Origin of the sequence: Nostoc favosum CHAB5714 (assembly GCF_020829495.1) — a bacterium.
Taxonomy (GTDB): Bacteria; Cyanobacteriota; Cyanobacteriia; order Cyanobacteriales; family Nostocaceae; genus Nostoc; species Nostoc favosum.
This window is the reverse complement of the sequence record NZ_JAIVFQ010000008.1, coordinates 65,509-90,399: the sequence shown is the minus strand read 5'-3', so window position 1 is coordinate 90,399 and position 24,891 is coordinate 65,509. Positions and strand designations below refer to the sequence as shown.

23 protein-coding genes, 1 pseudogene and 2 riboswitches are annotated in these 24,891 nt (G+C 42.2%); of the genes and pseudogenes, 11 read left to right on the top strand and 13 right to left on the bottom strand.

The annotated features are described in order from the left end of the window. Nucleotides 1-63: 63 nt before the first annotated feature. Entirely contained in the window at nucleotides 64-333 is a 270-nt protein-coding gene (locus tag LC586_RS08500; RefSeq protein WP_229484130.1) for a coiled-coil domain-containing protein, read from the bottom strand. Nucleotides 334-559: 226 nt separating this feature from the next. Further along, complete coding sequence (locus tag LC586_RS08490) at nucleotides 560-1,870, bottom strand: aminopeptidase P N-terminal domain-containing protein (protein WP_229484129.1); 1,311 nt, start codon at nucleotides 1,868-1,870, stop codon at nucleotides 560-562. Between the two features lie 393 nt (nucleotides 1,871-2,263). On the opposite strand from LC586_RS08490, the gene LC586_RS08485 reads away from it, so the two are divergent. Next, the gene (locus tag LC586_RS08485; protein ID WP_229484128.1) at nucleotides 2,264-3,499 is read left to right on the top strand and encodes an FG-GAP repeat domain-containing protein; all 1,236 of its coding nucleotides are present in this window, start codon (nucleotides 2,264-2,266) and stop codon (nucleotides 3,497-3,499) included. Between the two features lie 114 nt (nucleotides 3,500-3,613). Here LC586_RS08485 and LC586_RS08480 read toward each other — a convergent pair whose 3' ends face one another. The 8 genes from LC586_RS08480 to LC586_RS08445 all read right to left on the bottom strand — a co-directional run bounded on the left by LC586_RS08480 (nucleotide 3,614) and on the right by LC586_RS08445 (nucleotide 10,044). Then, nucleotides 3,614-4,381, bottom strand: a complete 768-nt coding sequence (locus tag LC586_RS08480) for an MBL fold metallo-hydrolase (RefSeq protein ID WP_229484127.1) — start codon at nucleotides 4,379-4,381, stop codon at nucleotides 3,614-3,616. Between the two features lie 3 nt (nucleotides 4,382-4,384). Further along, nucleotides 4,385-4,984 (bottom strand): anthranilate synthase component II, encoded by a 600-nt coding sequence (locus LC586_RS08475; RefSeq protein WP_118167945.1) that lies wholly within the window; start codon nucleotides 4,982-4,984, stop codon nucleotides 4,385-4,387. Nucleotides 4,985-5,268: 284 nt separating this feature from the next. Then, nucleotides 5,269-5,724, bottom strand: a complete 456-nt coding sequence (locus tag LC586_RS08470) for a diacylglycerol kinase family protein (RefSeq protein ID WP_229484126.1) — start codon at nucleotides 5,722-5,724, stop codon at nucleotides 5,269-5,271. Nucleotides 5,725-5,876: 152 nt separating this feature from the next. Beyond that, on the bottom strand, nucleotides 5,877-6,404 hold the full coding sequence (gene ybeY, locus LC586_RS08465) for an rRNA maturation RNase YbeY (RefSeq protein WP_229484192.1): 528 nt from the start codon (nucleotides 6,402-6,404) through the stop codon (nucleotides 5,877-5,879). A 39-nt stretch (nucleotides 6,405-6,443) separates the two neighbouring features. After that, nucleotides 6,444-6,599 (bottom strand): DUF3285 domain-containing protein, encoded by a 156-nt coding sequence (locus tag LC586_RS08460; RefSeq protein WP_100899181.1) that lies wholly within the window; start codon nucleotides 6,597-6,599, stop codon nucleotides 6,444-6,446. 207 nt (nucleotides 6,600-6,806) lie between these two features. Beyond that, a protein-coding gene (gene prfB / locus LC586_RS08455) for a peptide chain release factor 2 (protein WP_229484125.1) occupies nucleotides 6,807-7,929 on the bottom strand; the annotation gives its coding sequence in 2 pieces (ribosomal slippage) (nucleotides 6,807-7,856 and nucleotides 7,858-7,929; 1,122 coding nt in all). A gap of 125 nt (nucleotides 7,930-8,054) precedes the next feature. Then, a protein-coding gene (locus LC586_RS08450) for a PCRF domain-containing protein (RefSeq protein ID WP_229484124.1) occupies nucleotides 8,055-9,183 on the bottom strand; the annotation gives its coding sequence in 2 pieces (ribosomal slippage) (nucleotides 8,055-9,107 and nucleotides 9,109-9,183; 1,128 coding nt in all). 132 nt (nucleotides 9,184-9,315) lie between these two features. Beyond that, nucleotides 9,316-10,044, bottom strand: coding sequence for a Bax inhibitor-1/YccA family protein (locus LC586_RS08445; RefSeq protein WP_229484123.1), 729 nt, complete (start codon nucleotides 10,042-10,044; stop codon nucleotides 9,316-9,318). A 336-nt stretch (nucleotides 10,045-10,380) separates the two neighbouring features. On the opposite strand from LC586_RS08445, the gene LC586_RS08440 reads away from it, so the two are divergent. Both LC586_RS08440 and LC586_RS08435 read left to right on the top strand, forming a co-directional pair. Continuing rightward, on the top strand, nucleotides 10,381-11,166 hold the full coding sequence (locus LC586_RS08440; protein ID WP_118167949.1) for an RNA polymerase sigma factor SigF: 786 nt from the start codon (nucleotides 10,381-10,383) through the stop codon (nucleotides 11,164-11,166). Nucleotides 11,167-11,278: 112 nt separating this feature from the next. Beyond that, a complete protein-coding gene (locus tag LC586_RS08435) occupies nucleotides 11,279-11,674 on the top strand; it encodes a four helix bundle protein (protein ID WP_229458469.1) in 396 nt (131 codons plus the stop codon). Between the two features lie 94 nt (nucleotides 11,675-11,768). Here LC586_RS08435 and bchD read toward each other — a convergent pair whose 3' ends face one another. After that, nucleotides 11,769-13,796, bottom strand: a complete 2,028-nt coding sequence (gene bchD / locus LC586_RS08430) for a magnesium chelatase ATPase subunit D (protein ID WP_229484122.1) — start codon at nucleotides 13,794-13,796, stop codon at nucleotides 11,769-11,771. A 91-nt stretch (nucleotides 13,797-13,887) separates the two neighbouring features. Here bchD and LC586_RS08425 point away from each other — a divergent pair, with 91 nt between their 5' ends. The 4 genes from LC586_RS08425 (at nucleotide 13,888) to rnc (ending at nucleotide 17,390) form a co-directional block, all read left to right on the top strand. Further along, complete coding sequence (locus tag LC586_RS08425; protein ID WP_229484121.1) at nucleotides 13,888-14,475, top strand: Uma2 family endonuclease; 588 nt, start codon at nucleotides 13,888-13,890, stop codon at nucleotides 14,473-14,475. Nucleotides 14,476-14,654: 179 nt separating this feature from the next. Then, nucleotides 14,655-15,263 carry a hypothetical protein gene (locus LC586_RS08420; RefSeq protein WP_229484120.1) on the top strand — a complete coding sequence of 203 codons (609 nt, stop codon included), beginning with the start codon at nucleotides 14,655-14,657 and terminating at the stop codon, nucleotides 15,261-15,263. 513 nt (nucleotides 15,264-15,776) lie between these two features. After that, the gene (locus LC586_RS08415) at nucleotides 15,777-16,565 is read left to right on the top strand and encodes an NYN domain-containing protein (protein ID WP_229484119.1); all 789 of its coding nucleotides are present in this window, start codon (nucleotides 15,777-15,779) and stop codon (nucleotides 16,563-16,565) included. Nucleotides 16,566-16,703: 138 nt separating this feature from the next. Further along, complete coding sequence (rnc, locus tag LC586_RS08410; protein ID WP_229484118.1) at nucleotides 16,704-17,390, top strand: ribonuclease III; 687 nt, start codon at nucleotides 16,704-16,706, stop codon at nucleotides 17,388-17,390. A gap of 75 nt (nucleotides 17,391-17,465) precedes the next feature. Here rnc and LC586_RS08405 read toward each other — a convergent pair. Next, nucleotides 17,466-17,678 (bottom strand): annotated as a pseudogene (locus LC586_RS08405) (RNA-guided endonuclease TnpB family protein); the annotation flags it as partial. 195 nt (nucleotides 17,679-17,873) lie between these two features. On the opposite strand from LC586_RS08405, the gene LC586_RS08400 reads away from it, so the two are divergent. Continuing rightward, the gene (locus LC586_RS08400) at nucleotides 17,874-18,026 is read left to right on the top strand and encodes a DUF6364 family protein (RefSeq protein WP_229484117.1); all 153 of its coding nucleotides are present in this window, start codon (nucleotides 17,874-17,876) and stop codon (nucleotides 18,024-18,026) included. Nucleotides 18,027-18,101: 75 nt separating this feature from the next. On the opposite strand, the gene LC586_RS08395 is transcribed toward LC586_RS08400, so the two are convergent. Then, nucleotides 18,102-19,292: a sensor histidine kinase gene (locus tag LC586_RS08395; protein WP_229484116.1), complete on the bottom strand. Its 1,191-nt coding sequence runs from the start codon at nucleotides 19,290-19,292 to the stop codon at nucleotides 18,102-18,104. Nucleotides 19,293-20,740: 1,448 nt separating this feature from the next. Continuing rightward, nucleotides 20,741-20,969: riboswitch (cyclic di-AMP (ydaO/yuaA leader) on the top strand. Between the two features lie 97 nt (nucleotides 20,970-21,066). Here LC586_RS08395 and ntrB point away from each other — a divergent pair. The 3 genes from ntrB to LC586_RS08380 all read left to right on the top strand — a co-directional run bounded on the left by ntrB (nucleotide 21,067) and on the right by LC586_RS08380 (nucleotide 24,559). Then, nucleotides 21,067-21,918 (top strand): nitrate ABC transporter permease, encoded by an 852-nt coding sequence (gene ntrB, locus LC586_RS08390; protein WP_229484115.1) that lies wholly within the window; start codon nucleotides 21,067-21,069, stop codon nucleotides 21,916-21,918. A gap of 209 nt (nucleotides 21,919-22,127) precedes the next feature. After that, a complete protein-coding gene (locus tag LC586_RS08385; RefSeq protein ID WP_229484114.1) occupies nucleotides 22,128-23,570 on the top strand; it encodes an ABC transporter substrate-binding protein in 1,443 nt (480 codons plus the stop codon). 152 nt (nucleotides 23,571-23,722) lie between these two features. Beyond that, a complete protein-coding gene (locus LC586_RS08380; RefSeq protein WP_229484191.1) occupies nucleotides 23,723-24,559 on the top strand; it encodes an ABC transporter ATP-binding protein in 837 nt (278 codons plus the stop codon). 38 nt (nucleotides 24,560-24,597) lie between these two features. Then, a riboswitch (cyclic di-AMP (ydaO/yuaA leader) is annotated at nucleotides 24,598-24,712 on the top strand. Nucleotides 24,713-24,891: the final 179 nt, after the last annotated feature.

Sequence of the window (24,891 nt, the reverse complement as noted above, 5' to 3'; positions counted from 1 at the left end):
TACTATGCATTTAAGCGTGATTGAGGGGTGATACAGTGCCGTACAGCGCCTTTAATCTCAGCCTCAGCAAAGTATTTGCTTGTTGAGCGTACGCATTTGTTTGTTGAGCGTACGCATTTGTTTGTTGAGCGTACGCATTTGCTTGTTGAGCGTACGCATTTGCTTGTTGAGCGACAGCATTTGCTTGTTGAGCGACAGCATTTGCTTGTTGAGCGTACGCATTTGCTTGTTGAGCGACAGCATTTGCTTGTTGAGCGTACGCATTTGCTTGTTGAGCGACAGCATTTGCTTGTTGAGCGTACGCATTTGCTTGTTGCGTTCATCCCGAAACAAGAGACAGATCCGAATCAATAGACCTCTTGCAAAAGTCGCTCAGGAAGATTTGATTTTGGAGAGAAAAAGCTAGTAATTGTAGAGAGCAGCAATCAGATTAAACCGCAAACTAAATCTTTTTCGGCGATTTCTATAAGAAAGGGACAAAATCTTAGGAATTCTGACAACGACTCTGATGGCTTGTCCTCAATTTTAGTTTGGGGATGGTACAAACCATCCCCATTTTTTATCTTTCCACTTCATCTACTGCCTTGGGAACTCCCGCAGTTAACACCTCATGTCCACCAGGTGTAACTAACACGTCATCCTCAATCCGAATACCAATGCCAATCCATCGAGGATCAGTCTCTGGTTGATCTTCTGCTAGTTTGGTGTCAGGCACAATATATAATCCCGGTTCCACTGTCAGAATTTGGCCTGGTTGTAAAATTTGCGGTTTGTCTTCACCGTGCTGGTAAACGCCCACATCATGAACATCCAACCCTAACCAATGACTGGTACGGTGCATATAATATGGCTTATATTTTTCTTCTTCAATTAACTTATCAATTTCACCTTTGAGGATGCCAAGTTCAACTAAACCTTCCGTGAGAACGCGCACTGCTGTATCATGAACTAATTTGAAGGGATTACCTGGTTGCACTTGAGCGATCGCTTGTTTTTGCGCCTCCAATACAATCTCATACAACGTCTTTTGTTCTGGCGTAAATTTACCCCCAACAGGAAATGTCCGCGTAATATCCGAGTTGTAATAACCGTAAGCACAACCGGCATCAATTAGCAGTAATTCTCCATCCTGCATTTGACGATTATTTTCAATGTAGTGCAGTACGCAAGCATTCACACCGGAAGCCACAATCGAAGGATAAGCTGGCCCCATTCCACCCCGCACTCGAAAGATGCGTTCCATCTCCGCCTGAATTTCGTACTCATAACGTCCGGGTGCGGCGATTTCTTGGGCGTAATTGTGCGCTTCAGTGGCGATCGCTACTGCTTGACGCATCAGTTCCAATTCCGCTTGACTTTTGATTAGTCTCATGCTGTTGAGGACAGGGCCAGTATCTTCAATAGCGATCGGCCCAGTACCGCGCTTAGGATAAGTCCGCAGTAAACTTTGGTAATGTCCTAGGATTTGGTCATTGAAGGCGCGATCGCGTCCTAAGTGATAATAAATTCGGCTGGCTTTTTCCAAATACTGTGGCAACTTTTCATCTAACTCGCTAATGGGGTACGCTTCATCAGCACCATAAATTTCCTTGGCTGCATCTACCCCTGAAAGATAACCAGTCCATACTTCCTTTTCGCGATCCTTCGGTTGGACAAACAGCACAAATCGATGTTCTGAATGATGCGGCGCTAACACTGCAACAGCCTGTGGTTCGTTAAAACCAGTCAGGTAAAAGAAATCACTGTCTTGGCGATAAACATACTCGACATCGTTGTGCATCACTGCCATTGGCGCACTGCGAAAAATGGCTGTGCCATCACCAATTTTTGCCATTAACTGCTCACGACGCTGCTGATATTCTGTTTGCATAGTTGATGTATTTATGAAAGTATTGTGTTATTTTACACTTTTGACAACCAGAGAATGCACAGATGGTGCTTCTGGGTAGTTGCTAATCTAAGTTATTTTAGCCAATATTTCTTTCTACTCAAGTCATCAAAACTTGAATAAAACAGAAAAACATAACCCATTTTTATTTATAAATCATCACATACATAAAATATTTTCTAATTGTTTAGATGGCACTTGAAAAATTTTCATAAATCATTTAAAACAAATACAGATTTGTGTTCAAAGACTGATATTAAGCAAAAAAAAATAGTTATAAAGAAATATTGAAAACCTGTCAAATGTTATTTGGTTACAGAAAGAGGCTGCAAAATAAAGTTAAAAAAAGATAACAACTAGTCATAAAAAATCACCATGTTTGAAAGTCAAAGTTCCTCAGACTTGTCTTTGAATATATCTGGATGGGCATCAGAATCTTTCCAAAAATCACGCCAATTAGCATCTAATTTTGATAATTTAGATTCTTTAATTTCTCTTGGTTCACTTTCTGGGAGTAAGAGTTCTTCCCAACTACAATCATCTGCGGTGGTGTCAGCAAATCCCAATCCTAATCCTTACTTAACCAGTGCGGCGATTACTCCTGACTTTAACGGTGATGGCAAAACGGACAAAGTTTGGGTCGATTCTACAACCGGTGAGATTATCATTCGCTTGATGGATGGTACAAGTGTTGTTGAACAGGGTTCTTTGGGTAATTTCGACCTATCCGCCTATGATTACAAAATTGCCGATTTCAACAGTGATGGCAAAACCGACTTCTTATTACGCAATAAGACAACCGGTGAGAATAGCGTTGTGCTGATGGATGGAACCAAAGTTGGCACTGCGGCTTCTCTAACTAGCGTTGATGCAGCGTGGAATCCTCAGATTGGCGATTTCAACGGCGATCGCAAAACCGATATCTTCTGGCATAATGCTACAACTGGTGAGAACGCTATTTGGGAGATGGATGGTACAACAGTTCTGAATGCAACTGTTCTAGACACTACAGACCCAGCACTAACTCCTACCATTGTTGATTTTGACGGCAATGGCAAGAGTGACATTTTCTGGCGCAATCAGACAACTGGCGATAACAGCGCTTGGTTTATGGATGGTACGCAAAAGACTGAATTTGCGCTGCAATCACAAGACGCAGCCTGGACTTATAGCGTCGGCGATTTCAACGGCGATTTAAGCACTGACTTGCTATGGAGAAACGCTCAAACAGGTGAGAACAAGGTTTGGACGATGAGAGGCATCTTAGTCACAGAAGGCGCTCTAGGGACACTTGACTCATCCTGGACTTCCAAAATTGGTGATTTCAACGGTGATGGCAAGACCGATATCTTCTGGCACAATGGAACCACAGGTGCGAACACCGCTTGGTTGATGGATGGTACAACAGTTGCTACTGAAGCTTTCTTACCGACTAATAACGCGGCCTTGACACCATCTCTTGGCGACTTCAACGGCGATGGTAAGACCGACATCTACTGGCGCGACCAGACAGCAGGTACAGACAACATTTGGACTATAAATGAGACGACAGCCGTTGAGACTCTCATCAGCGACGCAGATAAGCTTGGCCCACAGTGGTATACTTTCTAAAAGCTGGAGTTAGGAGTTAGGAGTAGAGACGCGATTAATCGCGTCTGTACAGGAGTTAGAAGTTAGAAATCTTTCACTGCTTCCCCTACTCCTCTGCTCCTCAAAACTTGTAACTCAAAATTTGTAACTTAAAACCTGAATCACGCTATTTTCCGGCAAATCTTTAGGGCTAATGGAAATACTATCTCCATTGCTACGCCGCACTGTCATACCTTGCATCAAGGTCAGAAAATTATCGAGTGGTGAAATATCGCATGTAGCAGCATCAGCCGCTTGTGTGCGGTAATGGGTTGGAATCACCAACTTAGGATTTAAGATTTGAACAGCCTGCTTTGCTTCCTCGGCATTGTAGGCTTTTGCACTGCCTCCCACTGGAATAAATGCTACATCGGGACGCCCCATCAGGATTTTTTGCTCAATGGAAATGGGTGCAGCAGCTCCGCCTAAGTGTAGGATATTAATTCCGCCTTGCTTCCAACTCCAAGCGGTATTTGAGCCAAACTGCTTACCACCTTTGCGATCGTGGTCTATGGCAATTCCTTGGAACTTAATACCTTTGAACTCGTAAACTCCTGGTTCGTAGATGAGTTTTGCATTTCCCGGTAGTACGTCCACAGCACCTTCATCCAGCAGTTGGCTGCTAATAAGTACTAAATCTGCTGCAACTTTTGGTTGACGATACCCAGCAGTACAACCGACCGCCCGAAATGGATTGACAAGAATTTTCGCACCGCCACCAGTAAAAAGAAAGCAAGTATGACCCAACCACTGAACTGATAAACCGCTAGATTGTGCGTCAGCTTGAGATTCAGAACCCAAGTTAGTAACCAAAGCTGTGACTAACCCCGCCCCAGCATAGCCCATCAACTGTCGTCGTTTCATTAATTATGCTCTCGACTGTAACTGTTCCAGAAAATTTCGCAATAACTGTTTTCCTGAAGATGTCAGGACACTCTCTGGGTGAAACTGGACGCCCTGAATATGAGGATACTTCCGGTGTCGCACTCCCATAATGGTGTTATCTTCAACCCAAGCGGTGATTTCTAACACATCTGGGCAAGTCTCACGTTCGATTACCAAACTATGATACCTGGTGGCAGTTAGAGGATTTTCTAATCCCCGGAAAACCCCCACCCCAGTGTGAGACACCTGAGAAGTTTTGCCATGCATCAACTCTGGAGCAGGAATTATTTTACCACCGAACACTTGACCAATGCTTTGATGTCCTAAACAAACACCCAAAATTGGCAACTCTTGTCCTAGCTGTTCAATCAATTCTAAAGAAATACCGGCATCTTCCGGGCGACCAGGCCCAGGAGAAATAACCACGGCTTCCGGCTTTAATGCCCGAATCTCATCTATGGATATTTTGTCGTTACGAAAAACTTTAATATCATCTGCCACTGGGAATTCTGCTGCCAATTCTCCCAGATACTGCACTAAATTATATGTAAAACTGTCGTAATTGTCGATAACTATAATCAAAGCTCATTACTCCTGGTTTTTACCACTCATCAGTTGCAAAAAGTATAGACAGATATCTCATGCTATTTGTTCGCTAGGTGTAAAAATAACGCTAACGTGGACGCCTAAAGATTACCAAGTAACCCTTTACTCAGGATGCTTGGCACGTAGGCGTAGCCCGTCGTAGACATCGCCCCACTTTTGAATTGCTTATAATGTGTTCTCCAGGGGATCGGACAGAGTGTGATCCTCTTATCGGTTCACTTGGCGATGCCTGGGTTGGGCTACGCCGGAGCAAATCACGTCTACAAAGCAGATATAATTAACGTTACCAGAGGAGGGAGCAGGAGCGTACCAGCTACCAGCATCGCTACCAAAGCAGAGACAAGCACTGCACCAGCCGCACAATCTTTAGCGATTTTTGCCAACTCATGGTATGTCTGCTTAACGGTTAAGTCCACAACCGACTCGATCGCTGTATTTAGTAACTCTAATGCCAAAACTAAACCACTAGTTACACCAATTACCGCTATTTCTACCGCTTGCAGATGTAGAAAAACGCTTAAAGCGATCGCCAACGCGCAAACACTTACGTGGATGCGAAAATTACGTTGAGTTTGAAAACTATAGCTGATTCCAGCCCAGGCATATTTAAAACTAACAAATAAATTAGAGGCTACTTTCCAGGAGAATTCCCGTTCGTTAGACACCAGTGTTTGTAACGAGGTGGGCGTTGGTGATGGAGAAATTTTTTGGGACATACACTTAAAAACACAAGAACAGAGTTGCTACAGTGGGAATATTCGCCGATCTTAATGGCGGAATTAACTTTGAGGCAATCTTTAAGAATTTTCCACAGAAGTATTATAAAAGTATTACCCAAAATTAATATTAAAGAATACATGAACTCCTGCTATTCCATGTCAACAGCAATACCTATTGCGTTCAGCAATCTCACTTGCTGTTCTAACATTCGCCCCAAACTTTCTTCATCAGGATGATCCCAGCCCAACAGGTGCAATAAACCGTGACTAGCTAACCAGGCTAGCTCAGTTGTTAAGCTATGTTCCTGCTGTTGAGCTTGACGTTGTGCTGTATTTACAGACACGATGATATCACCTAAGTATAATGGTACAGAAGCAAGCATCTCTATGCTTTGAGGAAAATCCACCTCCAAAGCAGCAAAGGCTAATACGTCTGTGGGCTTATTTTGTTGACGATACTGGGCATTCAGTTCTTGAATTTGCGAGTCATCTGTCAAACGCAGCCCGATTTCATAGCTTGGGGCTGGCGGAATATGAGGGTGAAGTATTTCCAACCAGTAATTAAACCAATTTTCCCAAGTTTCAGGAGGAATTCGGGGATCAGTGCCCTCAATTTTTACAGATGTTGTCGGGGACAACTCGTAAAAATCATCCTCCACGTATAGTTCAACGCTCAGGGGCACACAGTCTCCTAGTCTGAGGTTTACGGTTTGTCGTTAGTGAGTTAGGTAAGCAAGACCAACAAGGAGAGATAAAAGCCCTACGGCAGTCAACGCAAAATGCTTTAGGGAAGTTCCACCTTTCCGCACCATGTTTCGCATGGCGAGTTTTACGTAGCTAGGTTGAGGTTCTGTTGAAGGAGTGTTGCTCATAGTTATTTGTCCACAGACTCTTTTATAACTGTAACAGTTGGTCTAGCATAGAATGGCGATCGCCTGTATATAGAATAAGGAATTTCTCTGAAAACGCCCCAATAAGAGGAAATGCTATGCATTGCGCCAATCTGAAACACTAAAAATAAAGAACAAGTGCTAAGTAATATTAAAAATAATTACTTAGCACTTGTAAATAATCTCAAATTATGCAGAAGGATTTTCTACTAATTTATTTTCTTGGCGCAGATAAGCTTGAATGAATGTATCAAGTTCGCCATTCATCACATCGCCAATCGCTGTTGTTTCTGTATTTGTACGTAAATCCTTCACCATCTGGTAAGGGTGAAATACATAGTTACGGATTTGGTTTCCCCAGGAGGCTTCCACCATATCGCCACGAATTTCGGCAATTTCTTGGGCGCGTTGCTCCTTGGCGATGACCAACAGCTTGGCTTTAAGGCGATTTAGGGCTTTTTCTTTATTTTGCAGCTGCGATCGCTCTTCTGTACAGCGCACGGCAAGACCCGTGGGAAGGTGAACAATCCGCACAGCAGTTTCTACTTTGTTGACGTTTTGCCCACCTTTGCCACCAGAACGAGTTGTGGTGATTTCCAAATCCTTGTCTGGAATATCCAATTGCACAGAGTTATCAATCTGCGGCATCACTTCCACCCCTGCAAAACTGGTTTGCCGCTTGCCGTTGGCATTAAAAGGTGAAATCCGCACTAAGCGATGTGTACCCATTTCCGATCGCAAGTAACCATAAGCATAGCGACCAGTAATTTCTAGGGTTGCCGATTTAATTCCGGCTTCATCACCCTCCGACTCTTCAGATAAAATTACCTTATAGCCGTGAGCTTCGCCCCAACGGGTGTACATCCGCATCAGCATAAATGCCCAGTCTTGAGCATCTGTGCCACCAGCACCAGCACTAATCGTCAGTACAGCTCCTTCCGCATCATAGGGGCCGGAAAGTAACTGTTGTAACTCCCACTGATCCAGGTCACGATTCAGTTTAGTGATGGTAGATTCTGCTTCTTGCAGTAGCGCCTCATCAGTTTCTAACTCCAACAACTCAACAACTGCCTTAGTATCTTCTAGATTGGCGTGCCAGCGATCGTATTGCTGGAGGTGGGCTTTCAGGTCGTTAAGTTCTTGCAGAGTTTGTTGGGCTTGGGTTTGGTTATCCCAAAATTCTGGCTGTGCTGATATTTTTTCGAGGTCTTGAATTTTGGCTGTCAGTGCAGGTACGTCAAAGATAGTCCTGGGTTTTACCCAGGCGGCCAGACAACGTTTCGATTTCGCGTTTGAGTTCTAAAACTTCCATAGTGCTTGCTGAATGATAGATAGAGCGCTTTAGATTTGAAAATTGCCCTTTATTCTACTTATGTTTCTTGATTTTAGCTGTAGTTGGGCAAATTTTTTCTGCACTACTTGTATAAGTTACAAAATTTACTTGAAATTATCAAGCGCTTCTTTACCCATTGAAGTAGAGTGATTTAACTGTTGCAGATAGGCTTTGATAAACAAATCAATTTTACCGTCTAATACCTCTGTCGCAGCAAGTGTTTCTACATTGGTACGTAAATCTTTCACCTTGGTGTAAGGATACAAGATATATTCACGGATGAGCTTGTTGGATAGAGGTTTTATCTGTCGGGGTTGAATTTTGTCAATCTGGACACCTTGGGCTAGTGCGATCGCAAACAATTTACTCTTGAGAATAACTAAGGCTTTCTCTTTGTTTTGCATCTGACTGCGCTCTTGATCGCAGAATACACTAATCCCGGTAGGAATGTGAACCACCTTTACCCATGTTTCTGGGCGATTGACATTCCCCCGATGGCGCGGCAAAGTAATTTCCAAATGCTTCTCTGGAATCTCCCACTCAAAGGACTCATCCAATATTGGGATAGCTTCCACACTAGCTAGACTCGTCCGCAAGCTGTTAGTAACATCGAAGGGTGATATCTGCTGTAGTTGATGTGTGCCTGTTTCTGATTTGAGGTAGCCGTATGCATAACGTCCTGTAATTTCTAAAGTTGCATACTTAATTCCAGCAAAATCCCCACAAGATTCTTCCGCTAACACGATTTTGTAACTGTGACTTTCTCCCCATTTAGAGTACATTCGTAGCAGCATATATGCCCAATATTCAGCATCTGCACCACAAACCCCAGCATTAATAGTGAGAAATACACCTTTTTGGTCGTGGGGGTTGGACAGTAATTGTTGTATTTCTATTGTTTCGAGTTCTTGCTGGAGTTGGGTAAGGTTGGTTTGTGCTTCTTGCAATAATTCCTCATCAGCAGATAATTCTAGTAGTTCTAGTGCAGCCTTGATATCTTCTAGAATGAAGTGCGATCGCTGATATTTTTTCTTTGTAGCGTTGAGGAATTGAATTTCTTGAAGTATCTGATAGAAAGTGACAGAATTATGCCAGAAAGTAGCTTGAGAAATCAATTGGTTCAACTCTTCAATTCTTGCACACAGTTCTGGGAGGTCAAAGACAGCCTTCAGCCTTGGTCAAGATATTAGACAACCTTTCTACTTCAATTTTGATATTTAAGAGTTCAAGCATAGTTTTGCTCACTTGAGGCTTAACTTATGTACATATTCTACTGTTAAACAGATGAGAAAAACCGTGGTTGCTAAAAATTTAACCACGGTTTTTACTTTATAAAACTTTACTTGTGTTAGTGCCTACAGACAATTAATCGCGGCCATTTATGGCAATTAGCAACCGCAAGATAAAGACAAACAAGTTGATGTAAGTAAGGTACATCGACAAAGCAGCAGGCAGATATTGGTCATCGCTGTAAGTGCGGGGCAAGATGTAGAAATCGACAACAGAAACCCCAACAAACAGGAATACTCCTAAACCGGAGATAGCAATTTCTAACCAATTTGGAGTGTAAACACCAAACATGGCAAACCCAAATTGGACAAGGCACACAACCACCAAAGCGATAACGCCGAGATTGATGGTTTTCGTCAAAGCCATACCGTCTTGTTCAGAAAGATTTGAACCAATTTGACGGGCAGCAATAAAAGTGACGCCACAACCAAGGGCAGCCAACCCAATGCCTTGAATGCCAACACCTTGGGATCTCAAAGCGACAAATACCAAGCCACTGAGAGTATATCCAGACAAGAGGCTGTAGGTTGCCAACAGGGGTAGTGCAAGTCCCTTGTTACCTTTTTGGGCAACATTTTGGGCAACAAAGAACAAAATTAACTCCGCAATCACCGCACCAATGAAGGTGGGAAAGAATATTCCGGGGTTAGTACGGATAACTCCCAAACCGCCGTAGGTTCCTAATGCCGTTAGCACCAATCCACCACCAACGTAAGGGAGGGCGTTGGCGATTACGTTTGGGCCAACGAGGGCGTGAGATTTAGCCTCACGGAAAGCTTCACGAAAATTACTGGTATTGCTCATATTGAAAAACTGTTTTTAGGAAAACGTTCTGCCTATTTCTATTCTTACCAAGATTTAGGGCAAGAAACCAGTAAGGGGTTAGGTAAGGTAGGAGACAACTAAACAAAAAAGATTATGCAAGGTTGAAATTTTTATCTGAAAAACAAACATAACTTGCAACAGAGAAGGTAGCAAAATCATGCGTACAAATACTGAATTGTAGAGTGCGGCTCCTTATAAGTTCAGTGAAACGACGATGGCTTATTCTGCCCTAACTAAGGAAAATAATGACAGCTTAAAAGAAAATATACGCAACTCCATTTTTCCAGGAATAGGAGTTACAACAAAGGAATGTATATGGCAGCAAGTGAGTCCTCTTTACGAACTGATGGTATAGAATTATTACACTTGTACCACCAGAATCCTTCTATTAAACTTCGTAATAAACTTGTACAGTTACATACTGGCTTAGTGCGGAAGATGGCTCATAAATTTAGCCATCAATGTAATGAACCTTATGAAGATTTAGAACAAATCGGTTATTTTGGTTTGATTAGGGCAATTGAGCGTTTCGACCCTAGCCAAGGATATGCTTTTAGTTCCTTTGCTGTGCCATATATTCGCGGTGAGATGCTGCACTTTTTGCGCGATCGCAGTACTTTATTAAAAATTCCCCGTCGTTGGCAAGAATTATATAATGAAGGGCAAAAGATTCGCAAGGACTTGGCAATGTCTTTAGGTCGCCAGCCCAAGGATGCTGAAATTGCCAGCCACCTCCGGGTATCTGTGCAAGAATGGCAAGAAACCAAGTTAGCTGCTCAAAACCGGATGCCTTTGAGTTTAGATGCAACCGCAGTTAACTATGTTGATTGCCAAATAACCTTGGGTGAAGCACTTCCTTGTCCTCGTTCTCATGTTCTTCTGCAACAAGAAGAAGAACGCCAACAACTCCAAGGCGCAATCAATATGTTGGAAGAAAAGCCTCGCATGGCAGTTGAAATGGTATTTTTGAAGGAACTTTCTCGCAAGGATGCTGCTAAAAACATTGGTACTAGTCCAATGACAGTAACGCGGTATCTGCAAAAGGGAATTCAAGATTTGATTTGCTATTTGCAACCACAGGTAATGCCCACTGGATCGTAGTCATTTGAGGGAGATGAGGGGGATGAGGGGGATGAGGGAGATGAGGGGGATGAGGGGGATGAGGGGGATGAGGGGGATGAGGGGGATGAGGGGGATGAGGGAGTAGGGGGAGATGAGGGAGAACAGTATAAGAGTTATTAAAGATCACAAGGATTTAGAAGTTTATAAAATGGCTTTTGATTCAGCCATGATAATTTTTGAACTATCAAAGAAGTTTCCAGTAGAGGAACGTTATTCACTAACTGACCAAATTCGTCGCTCTTCACGTTCAGTTTGTGCTAATTTTGCTGAGGGATGGCGTAAAAGAAGATATCAAGCTGCTTTTGTGGCTAAGTTGAATGACTGTGAAGCAGAATCAGCAGAAACTCAGACCTGGATTGAGTTTGCTGTTAAGTGCAACTACATGAATATTGAAATAGGTCGAGAACTATATGGTACATACAACCAAGTTCTCAGCGGTCTAGTACACATAATTAACAAACCATCACCTTGGCTAATTAAGCATTAACCTCCCTCATCCCCCTCATCCCCCTCATCCCCCTCATCTCCCTCATCCCCCTCATCCCCCTCATCTCCCTCATCCCCCTCATCCCCCACTCTACTCAACGAGATTTTAAATCAGCGATCGCACCTTTGGTCATGGCAGCAATAGCTTGATCTGTCGCTTTTGGCAAATGATAATATTTACCGCCTGCTGTTTGTGATAATTCTTTAGCAAAGCCAGTAGACACAAATTTACTTTCCGTATCAATTACTAATAGTTGCATTCCCAAAGCACGAATTCTGGCAGCAATTTCTAATAATTCTCCTTTTATATCTGGCTTTTCTCCTGGTTCTAGCTGTTCACCTAAAGAACGCGCTAAGGGAATATTACCCCGCCCATCGGTGATTGCTACAAGGACAACTTGCCCAATATCTCCACTCATCTGAGCATTTAAGCCGACGCGCACAGCTTGGGTTAAACCATGCGCTAAGGGCGAACCCCCACCACAGGGCAACCTTTCCAAACGGTTACGCGCTAAGGCAATAGAACGTGTTGGAGGCAATAATACCTCTGCCTGTTCTCCCCGGAAGGGAATTAATGCTATTTGGTCGCGGTTTTGATAAGCTTCTGTTAACAGTTGCATCACCGCACCTTTAGCCGATTGCATTCGATTCAGGGCCATTGAGCCAGAAGCATCTACCACAAACACTACCAACGCCCCGGCTTTACGTACCAGGCGTTTCGAGCGAATATCAGCCTGTTCGACAATAACTTTTCTATCTGGTTGTCTTTCTCTTCGTGCTTTTTGATAAGGAGCCGCAGCTCTCAGCGTGGCATCTACTGCAATGCGTCGCGCTTTCCCCTTGGGCAACATCGGCTTAATGTAGCGTCCCCTGTCATCGGAAAAGATGACACTGCGACTACCAGATTTACCTTGCCGCTTCGCCATTTGAGTAAAATACAGCACGTTGTCATCAAGGATTACCCCTTCCGGATCAAAGATAAATTCTTCCGGGATACTAGGGGGTTCTTGCTCTTGATTCTCTTCTTGTTCTTCTTGTTCTTCGTCTTCTGATTCGTCCTGAGGTTCTTCTTGATTCTGTTGCGGCGGCGGTGGCGGCGGTGGTGGTGATTGTTCGGGTGGCGGTGTCTGCACAACTGTGGCGCGTGGTACAATCACCAGTTCTACAGCACGGCGCAAATCTTCGGCATTAACTGTTGTTCGCCCTTCTAAAGCCGCCGCAGCTTTGGCAACCCGCGCAGCGAATAACTCGGCGCGATGTCCCTGAACTCCTCCACGAATAGCTTCATCTACCAAGTAGGCAATTTGTTCATGGGTGATGATAACTTCTTTCAACCATTCCCGTGCCAAGATGATTTGGGTTTTCAGGGAGTCTAAGTCTTCGTTGTACTGCTTGAGGAAGTCTTGGGGAGATTTAGAATAAGCGATCGCAACTTCAACTGCTTCTACTCTTTGATCTAAGCCGAGTACACCGTCAGCAGAGAGTGCGATCGCAATTCTATCTAGCAAATGCTCCCGTAATCCGCCTTCTTCGGGATTATAGGTGGCAATAAATAGGGATTTGCACGGATGCTGAAAACTAATCCCTTCCCGTTCAATCTGGTTGCGTCCTTCAGATAATACTGTTAGAAGCTGATTTGATATTTGGTCATCTAATAAATTAATTTCGTCTACGTACAGTACACCCCGGTTTGCTGTAGCGAGTAATCCAGGCTGAAAAATGGTATCACCTTGTTTTACCGACTTTTCAACATCTACTGAACCTAATAGTCGGTCTTCTGTGATACCTAGAGGAATTTGCAAAAAAGGCGCAGGGATAATTTCAACGGGCACATCTTGAATATCTTTGTCTGCGTACTCCGCCAACAGTTGATCATCCCATTCTTCGGGGTGGTTGGGGTCACAATTACTGATTGAGCCTTTGACAACTTCAATCGGCGGTAGTAGAGCGTGGATAGCACGAGCCATTACAGATTTTGCCGTACCGCGACGACCTGCGATCGCTACTCCTCCCAAACCAGGATCAACGGCTGCTAACAGCAAGGCTAATTTAATTGCTTCTTGACCGACTACGGCTGTCAAGGGAAAGGCAGTGATGGTGGGGTTGATAGTAGGCGCAGGCATTGTTTGCTTTCATAGCGAGTCTTGGCCTTTAGCATACCAATTTCTGACACATTTAGAATAGGGATTATGGCAATGAGAGAAAGGTAAGGTTATGAGTATTGCTCAGGCTAAACGCTTCACACTGGATGAATACCACAGGCTTGGAGAATTGGGCTTTTTCCATGAAGATGACCACATTGAATTAATCAATGGGGAAATTATTGAAATGGCATCCAAAGGTACAGCCCATGAAACTTGTTTGCGAAACTTGTTGCGAGAACTGCCAAAACTTGTAGGTGATAGGGCAACTTTGCAATCTCAAGCTCCGATTGCTTTGCCACCTAATAGCGAACCTGAACCGGATTTTGCTATTCTTCAAAACCGAGATGATAATTATCTTTCTGGTCATCCTCAACCTGCTGATGTGTTATTAGTAATGGAGGTTTCAGATTCTTCTTTAGCTTATGACCAAGATGTGAAAATACCTCTCTATGCTAAAGCAGGTATTGCTGATTATTGGATATTTAATTTATTTGATAACTATTTGGAAGCTTACAGTGAGCCATATCAGGATAATCAAGGTAAACATGGTTATTTAAATAAGCGAATTATTTTGTCAAATCAGATAATAAATTTTCCTTGTTTTCCTGATTTATCTCTTGATTTAGTTAGGGTGTTTCCGCCCAAGATAATTTTTTAAACATTGCTATAGCAATGAAATAACATTGAGTCATATATATAGCAGTCCTAAATATAAATTATGCGTGAAAATATCTATTTTTTATCTCTCCGTGTTCTCTGCGTCTCTGTGGTTCGATTAAAAAATAAAACCCTTTTACAAATCATTTTGAATTACTATAAGACAAAGTAGTAAATTTTATGGCTTATAGTGATTTTAAACTTATTGAAGTTATTGATTCTTTTGGGTTAGTTATCCACGAATCATCTGGACTATTCGCAAATGTGCAGGAGCAAGAATGTAGTGATTTATTATCTACTATTCTTAGGGAAAATGTTGATTTAGCAGTAGCGATAAGTTCAGAAAAAGCTCGAAGTGAAATGATAATAAGTCCAATTTTATTAGAAATTAGACGCAAATTTAATTATGAGATAAGCTTTTTTTCTGGAGTTGATTTTACTGTTGATAGTCAACGAGGACTAAATGGCTTTTGTGATTTTATTTTAAGTCTTTCTTCGGAGCAGTTGCTTGTGCGTAGTCCGGTCATTGTCTTAGTAGAAAGTAAAAACGAGAATTTGAGGTCTGGTTTAGCCCAATGTATTGCCGAAATGGTAGCTGCTCAGTTATTTAACGAGAGAGGTGGAAATCAAATCAAAGCTATATATGGTGCTGTTACTATCGGTACGATCTGGCAATTTCTCAAGCTCGAAGGCAATATAGTTTCGATTGATTTGAGTGAATATTATATTAAGGATATTAAGAGGATTTTAGGTATTTTGTATGGTGCGATCGCTCAAAACAAACCATAAATTATTTATTAGCTTAAATATTTTTTAAATAATCCCATAGAGCATTTTTAAAGTTCATGGATATGAGTGAGCGCTTTTACTAAATCTTCATAAATAACTATATTGACATCCAGGAACAGCTATGCGAATGTATATTTAAGACAGCAAAGTAACCGCACTCTAAAGCGCAGGTTTTTGGTAGCTGTCTTAGCAGCAGAATTCCTAGTTTCCTGCCGAGCTTCGTGTCATCTCTTCGGCTGAGTATTTAGCCCAATGTCAAGTTAACTGATTGACTAGACTTTCAACGGGAAGACAAGATGTTTGATGAATGTTCAGGGGAAAGGATGACGCGAAACTTGGTAGTAAGCCAGGAATTCTACGGCTAAGACTTAAACCAAACCAAAGCGACGGTAGAAAGCTTTATTACAGGGAAGTACTTTTTGAGTATAAATTCCTCGTATAAAGCCCTGCTACTGCTAGATGTGTGATTTGTTGAAGCTGTCCAGTTCACCAAAGAATACTGGATATATTACAATGCCACACCCTAATCAATCTTCCAAAAAACAAACAAGCCAACAGCTACCTCTAGTTTCCATTTATTGGGATTATCAAAACGCTAAATTAAGTCCATCTCAAGCTAAATCATTGCTGGATTTAGCCCAATCCAAAGGGCGTGTAATTAGCACAAATGTCTACTACAATTCACAGCGTCAAGATCAAGCTGCTGTAAAGGATGATTTAGGCAATTTTGGTTTTAACTGTGTTGATGTTCCCTGTCCTTTAAAAAATAGTGCAGATAACCAATTAATAGCCGACTGCTTAGAGGAGATTCACAGTAATATGTCTCCAGATATAATTATGCTCATATCAGGAGATGGAGACTTTATAAAATTGGTTCACAATCTGCAAAAATTGGGGAAACAAGCCATCATTCTTGCTCAAATAGGTAATGTAAAACAAAAGCTTAAAGAATTAGCTGATGAATTTTACTTTTTAGATGATTTAGCCAGATTAATTAGCGAGAAAAATCAGCCTCAAATTATTTCCATTGTGTCTCAGATTAATTACAAAGAGGCTATAGAGTATCTAATTCAAGCTATCAAAACTGCCTCAAGCCAAGGTAAGCCTACCGTATTTGGTCGCATTGATAGATTGATGCGTCAACGTTGTGCTAACTATCAAGGATATTTATCTATTTCTACAGATGATGGCAAGAAATTTAAGAGTTTTAGCCAGTTTATTGATGTTGCTGTCAAGGATGGCAAAGTCCGAAAGCAAAATCAGGAGTTATTTTCAACTGAGTTAGATATACTGGCTGCATAAAATAGCTTTGAAAAACCCAGTCAAATAAAAAACTGGGTTTTCCCAAAACACCGCGCTTTGCGGTTTTTTCATGTCTAAACAAAAGAACACTTGTCAAGTTTCCCAACAGTCAATTTCTGCAACAAGACACAAGATAAAATGCACAAACTTCTAATATTCCATAATGAAAAAGTTCTGCGACAAGCACTTACCCACCGTTCTTATGTCCATGAAAACCCCGGAGAAGGCGAACATAATGAACGCCTAGAATTCCTCGGTGATGCTTTGCTGAATTTCTTAAGTGGCGAATATCTATATAAGTGTCACCCAGAAATGGGAGAAGATGAATTAACCCGGCGGCGTTCGGCGCTGGTAGATGAGAAGCAATTGGCAAAGTTCGCCGAGGAGGTAGGTTTAGACTTTAGAATGCGGTTAGGAAAAGGCGCAATTCGAGACGGAGGCTTCCAAAATCCTAATTTGCTCAGTAGCACCTTTGAAGCTGTACTTGGTGCTTACTATTTAGATAATGATTCCAATATAGAAGTAGTTCGTGCAATTATAGAACCGCTATTTGATTCTGTAGATCCTAAGCATATAGTTGTGTCTCGTTCTAATGTAGACTCAAAAAATCGTTTTCAAGAATGGGTGCAACGCAACGTTACTCCAAATCCCCCCAAATACTTTACAGAACAAATAGGAGGCCCTTCTCACGCGCCAGAATTCATAGCAAAAGTATTGGTAGATGAAAAATTTTACGGCGAAGGTAAGGGACGGAATAAGAAAGACGCAGAAAAAGCTGCTGCTGAGGATGCGCTAGATAAGTTGAAAAAACAAGGATTGTTTTGACATACTCCCCACCCTTGAAGGGTGGGGATTCTAGCTTCAGACAGCGATTGCAGGCAGAACCAGTCTTACATCACCTTGAGAACCTACTGATTGCCAAAATTGATTACGTTTTCTTAATTTGGCAATATGAGACTGAAGCTTTGCACAGTTTAAGTGTTTGCCCCATATTCGGTAGTAGCGTTTATGCAGAGCAATACAATGGTTATAAATCATCCCAGCAGCATTAATTGACCGCTTGAGGTATCTATTCCGTTTGTGTTGATAGAGCTTGAACTTCAGTGTTTTCATATTAGCCATGATACAATACGGTTCAGTTAAGGCTTAAATATTAGTCAAAGTCAATTTGTTTAACGTAGACGCTGCATCGGCTTGCCGGAGGCTACCGCAAAGGACGCAAAGAACGCAAAGGAAGAGAAGAAAGAAATGCTTAACTGAACTGTATTGAGCCATGATACCATCATTGGGTAGCCATTGGATAGCAACATGAAAGAAAGGCTGAGTATACGGGTTGACACTGAAAGGCTTGAAAAATTAAGAAGAATTGCCAAACAGAAACGCAAGACGATGACTCAGTTGGTTGAAGACTGGATTGATAGACTACAGGAAGAAAAGCCGTCCTTTATGACAGGGCTTTAGACCCAGTTTTTCGGTAATAATGTTTTTTGATTTCACGCAAAGGCGCAAAGTATAATTTTACGTCTTGGCGCGAAATCAACTCTCTATTTGTAAGGGCAAAATTACGGTGAAGGTAGAACCAACGCCTACCTCAGAGACTAGCTTAATTTCACCTTCGAGTAGTTTTACTAAGCGGGAGACGATCGCTAATCCCAATCCTGTACTATCAGCGAGATAGGGACGATCGCTAAAACTGACGCGAAAGTAGGGTTCAAATATCTGCGCTTGGTTTTCTGGTGCAATGCCAATTCCAGTGTCAGAAACCGCGATCGCCCATCTCTGATTCTCCAACACCTGACACATTATAATAATAGTCCCCGACTCTGTATAGCGAATCGCATTACTAATAAGGTTTGTAATAATTTGTTGACATTGAAAAGGATCTGTAATTATTTCTTTGGGAGCGCGTTCGCAATCGACTACGACTTTTAAATTTTTCCCAGCAGCTAAAGGTTCCAACATTTCACAGACATTATTGATTAATTCACGCACATCGGTGGGTGCTAGGTGGAGTTTTATCTGCCCTGCGTCATACCGCGAAAGTTCTAATACATCGTTGATGAGGTGGAGTAATTGTCTGCCATTGCGTAGTACCCGCTCAATATGTTCGAGATTGGCAGAAGTGTCTTTTATCTCAGGCTTTCGTCGTTGTTGGCGTAAAAACAGATCCGAGTAACCAATAATGGAAGTTAGGGGATGTTTCAATTCGTGGGCTAGTTGTGAAAGATACTCTTGATTTGCGCTAATCAAGCGTGTGAGTTCATCATTATGAAGCGTTAGTGATAACTGTAACTGCTGTAATTCTCGCAACCGCTCCTCAACATAACTCTTGAAACAGCGAGCGATCGCTTCGTCTATGATAGCGTCAATTAAACGCATGGAACGAATTATCTCTACAGGTGTTCCCTCCAATAAATCTGGTTGTAGAGCATCAAATATTACTGTTCGCAGCAGATGATATTCTCTGGCAATTTCTGCTGGGTCAAAGCCTTGTTCCGCTCGAATAGCTCCATGCTGAAAACTGGCAGTAACTATTGACTGAATATCATTATCCTGAAATTTTGCAAGCACTGTCACCATTGCTTTCAAAACATCAGGGATGTGATCCTTTACTGCTGTGTAAGATAGGTCATCAGCACTTTCAATCCGTCTATCCTTGCGAACTGCTGCAACCCATTTATCGATGATGGTGTCCGTTTTTTCAGCCAGTACTTGACTAAAATCCATTATGTTAAATATCAGCTAGGAGATAGATGAGTAAACTTCCATATCCAATTAGTTTAGCGAGTACAGGCAGGTTTTACCAAATTTAACAATTTTGTTCACCTACCAAAAGGAATAGATTATAAGCTGTCGCGCATTTAACTTGCACATCTTTTCGTGTTGGTTGTTGACTGTTGACAGTTGACAGTTAACCGTCAGAGGTCAAGGAACTTAGGAAGTGACTATGTAATTTAAAAGCGTAATAGCTTATGTAGCGATGATTGCACTCACCAACAAACTTTGGTCATCAATGTTACAATGTTGACTCTTAAGGTTACAGCATTAAGCCTTAGAGCTAGAACATTTTGCCTTAAGGTGATAACATTAAGACTTCAGGTTATAACATTTTGCCTTAAGGTTACAACATTAAGTCTTAGAGCTAGAACATTTTGCCTTAAGGTTACAACATTAAGGCTTAAAGTTAAAGCGATCGCTTGGAATACAGACCATTTGTAGGGGCACAGCAATGCTCATTGGTGTCAAATTAAGCTTAAACGCTTATTCCACAGGCATTTTACCCCTCCCCTCAATCCCCTCCCCGATGCCTTGGGGAGGGGAAGTTTTGGCTTTAGACAAAACTGGGGTGAGGCGGATAGTGATTGTAAGCAAGTGGACTTAATACCAGGTGATATCAAGTTCGGCAAATCACTTACGATATGTCATTGCGTTCGCCCTTGGCGTTCCCGAAGGGTATGCAACGAAGTGAAATGAAGCAATCGCAAAGGTTTGGGATTGCCACGCTCCGCTCGCAATGACATAAGTATTAAGTCGGACATGATATGAGTTCGACAAACCTCTCCCTGACTTAAACTAAAGTTCAAGTCTGTCCCTCTCCGAGTCGGAGAGGGACAGGTTTTGCGTAGTAAAAGCAGGGAGAGGTCTTTGTGACGTGTCGAACTCACGTTAATACCAGGTGATTCTAGGGCTTTCACGTTAAGTTGACACGAATGAGCAATGCTGTGCCCTATTGTCTATTGCTTAAACATAAGCTGATATGCGTCTAAATTATATAAATATTCTTTATAATCGTTGACGGTTGACGGTTGAGGGTTATCGGTCATCAGTCAACGGTCAACAGTCATCAGGTAAATGTACTAGTTTTATGCGTAACAGCTTACTTACTCTTTTGTTTACTGATTAACAACCGTATATAAAATTTTCTCAGCATCATCTATTTTGTATTAAAAAATATTAATCAAGCATGTAACATTCCTGATGCTTGGCTCGACTATATTATTTATCTGTCTGTGCAAGGAGTTCACCACAACACAACTAAAATTAAAAGTTTTATTTATTACAAACAATTAAATGAAAATACTTAATTTTAGTATTATAATTAACAACATTTATCATAAGATAGATGGCTTTTACTGAGGATCGATGTTATATTGTGCATAATTTAGTAATCCATTAGAGTAAGTCAGCCTAATTCAGCGTGTCACAGTGCATAACGCTGGAGCGGAGGAACCAAATTGTGGGGCGTATCTCATAGAAAGTGAGGAGTTGAGAGTGAGGAGTTGGAAATTACTAATACTAATATTTAACTCATAACTCATAACTCCTAACTTATAACTTTCTTGTGAAGGGCATCTCTCAGCCCTAGCCCGTCAGCTAACTTCGTAGGCATTGAGAGGAGACTGAAGAGACGGCATTTTTATAGTGTTCCGATCTCATCGGTGTCCAAGGCTGGTACTGCTCGGATTTTTTGTACCTGCACTTAAATCTGTTGAGGTCGTAAATGATATTTCAATTAAATTTAGCAGCGATCGCAGCGATCGCTGGACAAGCTGCTTGGAAAAAGACAAAACCTGTCATCGTTAGAGATGTCTTCTTTCTACCTGTGTTGGGGTTCTTGGGAATAATTGTGTTGTGGTGGATTATTGCACTTGTCAACCATGAATTAATGCCCACCCCGCCAGAAGCGTTAATTGCTAATCTAGACTACATTTTAAATCCCTTCTACCAGCGAGGCCCGGGCAATTTAGGAATTGGTTGGCTGTTGATCGCAAGTCTGCGCCGGGTATTAATAGGCTTTTTGTTAGGTGCGGTAGTAGCGATTCCTCTGGGGTTTCTAATTGGCATGTCTAGACCGGCAATGCTAGCGCTCAATCCGATCATTCAAATTTTTAAACCTGTATCGCCCTTAGCTTGGCTACCCATCGCCTTAGCAATTTTCAATTTGGCAGATCCTTCAGCCATTTTTGTAATCTTTATTACTTCTTTATGGCCGACAATTATTAATACCGCTTTAGGAGTTTCTAGCGTTCCCAAAGATTATTTAGATGTGGCACAAGTCCTAGAAATGCCCCGTTGGCGACGGATTACAAAAATAATTTGGCCTGCAAGTTTGCCATATATTTTTACAGGTTTGAGAATTAGTTTAGGGATAGCTTGGCTGGTAATCGTTGCCGTGGAAATGCTCACAGGCGGTGTTGGTATCGGCTTTTTTGTCTGGGATGAATGGAGTCGCTTAAACCTGAGTTCAGTCTTTTTAGCTGTGTTGATAATTGGTGTAACTGGGTTAATCCTGGATTACGCCGTGGGTAAAATCCAAGAATTAGTAACCCATCGTCCTAAAACTTCCAACTAACAAAATTCGGCTGCTATAGCAGTCCTATTTGAGTTGTGAAAATTACTTTTTTTAACGAACCGCAAAGACGCAAAGGACACGAAGAAAAGAAAGAAAGCAAGAAAGAAAAAATTTCACGAATCATTTAGGGCTGCTATATCAAAACAGCAAGATGTAAGGAGACTCTGCGTGTGAAGCGTGAGCAATTAATCACCAATGGAGCTACAAGAATGGGTGATATTAACTGGACTCGACGAGATATTATCAAGGGAATAGGAGCAACAACGGCGGGAATGGCGCTGTCCTCCTGTGGCATTTCAGGAGATAGGTCAGCCAAAGGACTAACTGAAGAAGCTTTAGCTGTGCAACCAGTAGTTAGATCCCAAGACCTAGAAAAATCTGATCTTACAGTTGGTTATGTTCCTGTTAATGATTGTGCGCCATTTGCGATCGCCTGGAAAAAAGGCTTCTTCCGCAAGTATGGTTTGAACGTTACACTCAACCGCGAAGCCAGTTGGGCCACCTCCCGCGACGGTTTAATTTTTGGTCGCCTGGATGCTTCACCTGTAGTATCTGGTGCAGTCACCAACGCCAGAATTGGTGCTGAAGGCGCACGCCACGCCCCTTTGTGTGCAGCCATGACCATACACCGCCACGGTAACGCCATGACAATGAACAAAGCCATGTGGGATTTTGGGCTGCGTCCGTGGTACGAGTATCAAGAAAAATATGGCGATGGGGCGCTACAAGCCTTTGGGCGCGATTTCCGAGGCTACTTTGACAAGCAACCGCCAGAAGGCAAAGTTTGGGCAGTAGTATTAAGTTCAGCCATTTACGAATACTTTATCCGTTACTTATCCGCCGCCGCAGGTGTTGATCCCCTTAAAGAGTTTCGCGTCATCATCGTTCCGCCACCCCAAATGGTGACAAATGTGCGGATTGGTGCAATGCAAGCTTACATGGTTGCAGAACCCTGGAATACGCGAGCAATAACAGGTAACGAAAACATCGGCTTTACCTTCGCACAAGGTAAAGAAGTTTGGTTGGGACACCCAGATCGACTTTTGGGGGTGATGGAATCTTTCATCGACCAATATCCCAAAACCTATCGTTCTTTAGTCAAGGCGATGATTGAAGCCTGTCAGTATTGCAGCAAAGCAGAAAACCGCCAAGAAGTAGCCGAACTGATAACAGACCGTTCCTTTACAGGTGCTAGACCTAAAAAGAAAGATGCCCCAATTGCGAAATTTACAAGTCCGGGAATTCTCGGCAATTACAACTATGGCGGCTTTGACGGCAAAGACCGCACCATCAAAGCCGCTGACACCACGATTTTCTTCGATATTCCTGACAACCTTCCCAAACAGCCAGGAGAACACTCCACATTCTTATGGAGATCGAGAAGTATCTGGCTGATGACACAAGCAGCACGGTGGGGACAAATTAAGGAATTCCCCAAAAATGCCGATAAACTAGCAGAACTTGGCTGGAAAACAGATTTATATCGGGAGATAGCATTTGAAATGGGCATCGAATGTCCCAAGGATGATTACAAGGTCGAACCACCAGAAGTATTTATAGATAAGAAAGGCTTTGACCCCAGTGATCCTGTGGGCTATCTGAATAGTTTTGCCATCAGGGCTAATGCTCCCACTAACTTTTTCATGTCTTAAGCTGTGTGCATTTAATTTGCACAGCTAGGGCGGGCAAGATGCTCACCCCACAAGAGATTTATTTTTGGGAGGATGCAAATAAAAAAATTTTAGCTGAAATCCCAAGTTCAAATATTGACTGATGACTAAATTATTTCTGGAGCATTTTGATGATGGAATATACCTCATTACCTATTAATACCCAGACCAAAGTTATGCCCCGCCGTGGATTTTTAGAAATTGAAAATTTAGTTAAGTCTTATCCGACACCTGATAAAGATAACTTTGTTGTTTTAGATGGGGTTAATCTGACGATTGGTGAAAATGAATATATTTCTGTAATTGGTCACTCTGGTTGTGGAAAATCAACCCTACTAAAGATAGTAGCGGGTTTAGAAAAAGCGACTTCCGGCTCAGTAAGGCTAGATGGACAAGAAATTCGTCAGCCAGGAGCCGAACGGATGATGGTATTTCAGAATTATTCGCTGTTACCTTGGTTAACCGTGCGAGAAAACATCCGTTTAGCTGTGGATGAAGTGTTAAAAAATGCTAATCGGGCTGAAAAAATTAGTATTGTAAATCAACACTTGGCAATGGTAAACTTGACGGCGGCGGCTGACAAATATCCTGATGAAATCTCTGGAGGTATGAAACAACGAGTAGGTATTGCCAGAGCTTTAGCAATTCGTCCCAAAATGTTGCTGATGGATGAACCTTTTGGGGCGCTAGATGCACTAACTCGTGGCAAATTACAACGACAGGTATTGGATATTTGGGAAAATAATCGTCAGGCAGTGATGATGATTACCCACGATGTAGATGAAGCAATTTATATGTCCGATCGCATCGTCTTGATGACCAATGGCCCAGCTGCTAGTATAGGAGAGATATTAGAAGTTCCTTTTGAACATCCACGCGATCGCGCCGCCATGCGAAACTCAAAAGAATATTTTGATCTCCGCAACCACGCCCTGAATTTCCTTGATCGATATTTTGCCCAAGACGAGTAAATTAGATTATCATTTTTTTTAGTGGGTAGCCTAATTCAAATTCATGAAAGCTGAATTTGGAACGGAGGAACCAATGTTTGGGGCTAATCTTACGAGAGACACCTTCCAGTCTTAGCCCGTCAGCTAACTCCGTAGGCAATGGAAGGAACCCCCAAGACTTTGGCTGTAATACAGTTCTTATTGGGGTTTCCTTGACTGATTTAAGATTTGAAATTTTGGTTATCGTCACTCAATCTAAAATCCAAAATCGTTCGACTGAGCGACTTGTGCCGAGCATCTCGACTTGCGGACATGGAACCGGAGCCGAGGTAAGCCAAAGTCCAAAATCTCAA

Bases quoted from the DNA above. Each gene is read 5' to 3' on its own strand.
- LC586_RS08490 (WP_229484129.1), bottom strand. From the start codon at position 1,870: ATGCAAACAGAATATCAGCAGCGTCGTGAGCAGTTAATGGCAAAAATT.
- LC586_RS08485 (WP_229484128.1), top strand. From the start codon at position 2,264: ATGTTTGAAAGTCAAAGTTCCTCAGACTTGTCTTTGAATATATCTGGA.
- LC586_RS08480 (WP_229484127.1), bottom strand. From the start codon at position 4,381: ATGAAACGACGACAGTTGATGGGCTATGCTGGGGCGGGGTTAGTCACA.
- LC586_RS08470 (WP_229484126.1), bottom strand. From the start codon at position 5,724: ATGTCCCAAAAAATTTCTCCATCACCAACGCCCACCTCGTTACAAACA.
- LC586_RS08460 (WP_100899181.1), bottom strand. From the start codon at position 6,599: ATGAGCAACACTCCTTCAACAGAACCTCAACCTAGCTACGTAAAACTC.
- LC586_RS08445 (WP_229484123.1), bottom strand. From the start codon at position 10,044: ATGAGCAATACCAGTAATTTTCGTGAAGCTTTCCGTGAGGCTAAATCT.
- LC586_RS08440 (WP_118167949.1), top strand. From the start codon at position 10,381: ATGGCAGCAAGTGAGTCCTCTTTACGAACTGATGGTATAGAATTATTA.
- LC586_RS08435 (WP_229458469.1), top strand. From the start codon at position 11,279: ATGAGGGAGAACAGTATAAGAGTTATTAAAGATCACAAGGATTTAGAA.
- bchD (WP_229484122.1), bottom strand. From the start codon at position 13,796: ATGCCTGCGCCTACTATCAACCCCACCATCACTGCCTTTCCCTTGACA.
- LC586_RS08425 (WP_229484121.1), top strand. From the start codon at position 13,888: ATGAGTATTGCTCAGGCTAAACGCTTCACACTGGATGAATACCACAGG.
- LC586_RS08420 (WP_229484120.1), top strand. From the start codon at position 14,655: ATGGCTTATAGTGATTTTAAACTTATTGAAGTTATTGATTCTTTTGGG.
- LC586_RS08415 (WP_229484119.1), top strand. From the start codon at position 15,777: ATGCCACACCCTAATCAATCTTCCAAAAAACAAACAAGCCAACAGCTA.
- rnc (WP_229484118.1), top strand. From the start codon at position 16,704: ATGCACAAACTTCTAATATTCCATAATGAAAAAGTTCTGCGACAAGCA.
- LC586_RS08400 (WP_229484117.1), top strand. From the start codon at position 17,874: ATGAAAGAAAGGCTGAGTATACGGGTTGACACTGAAAGGCTTGAAAAA.
- LC586_RS08395 (WP_229484116.1), bottom strand. From the start codon at position 19,292: ATGGATTTTAGTCAAGTACTGGCTGAAAAAACGGACACCATCATCGAT.
- ntrB (WP_229484115.1), top strand. From the start codon at position 21,067: ATGATATTTCAATTAAATTTAGCAGCGATCGCAGCGATCGCTGGACAA.
- LC586_RS08385 (WP_229484114.1), top strand. From the start codon at position 22,128: ATGGGTGATATTAACTGGACTCGACGAGATATTATCAAGGGAATAGGA.
- LC586_RS08380 (WP_229484191.1), top strand. From the start codon at position 23,723: ATGGAATATACCTCATTACCTATTAATACCCAGACCAAAGTTATGCCC.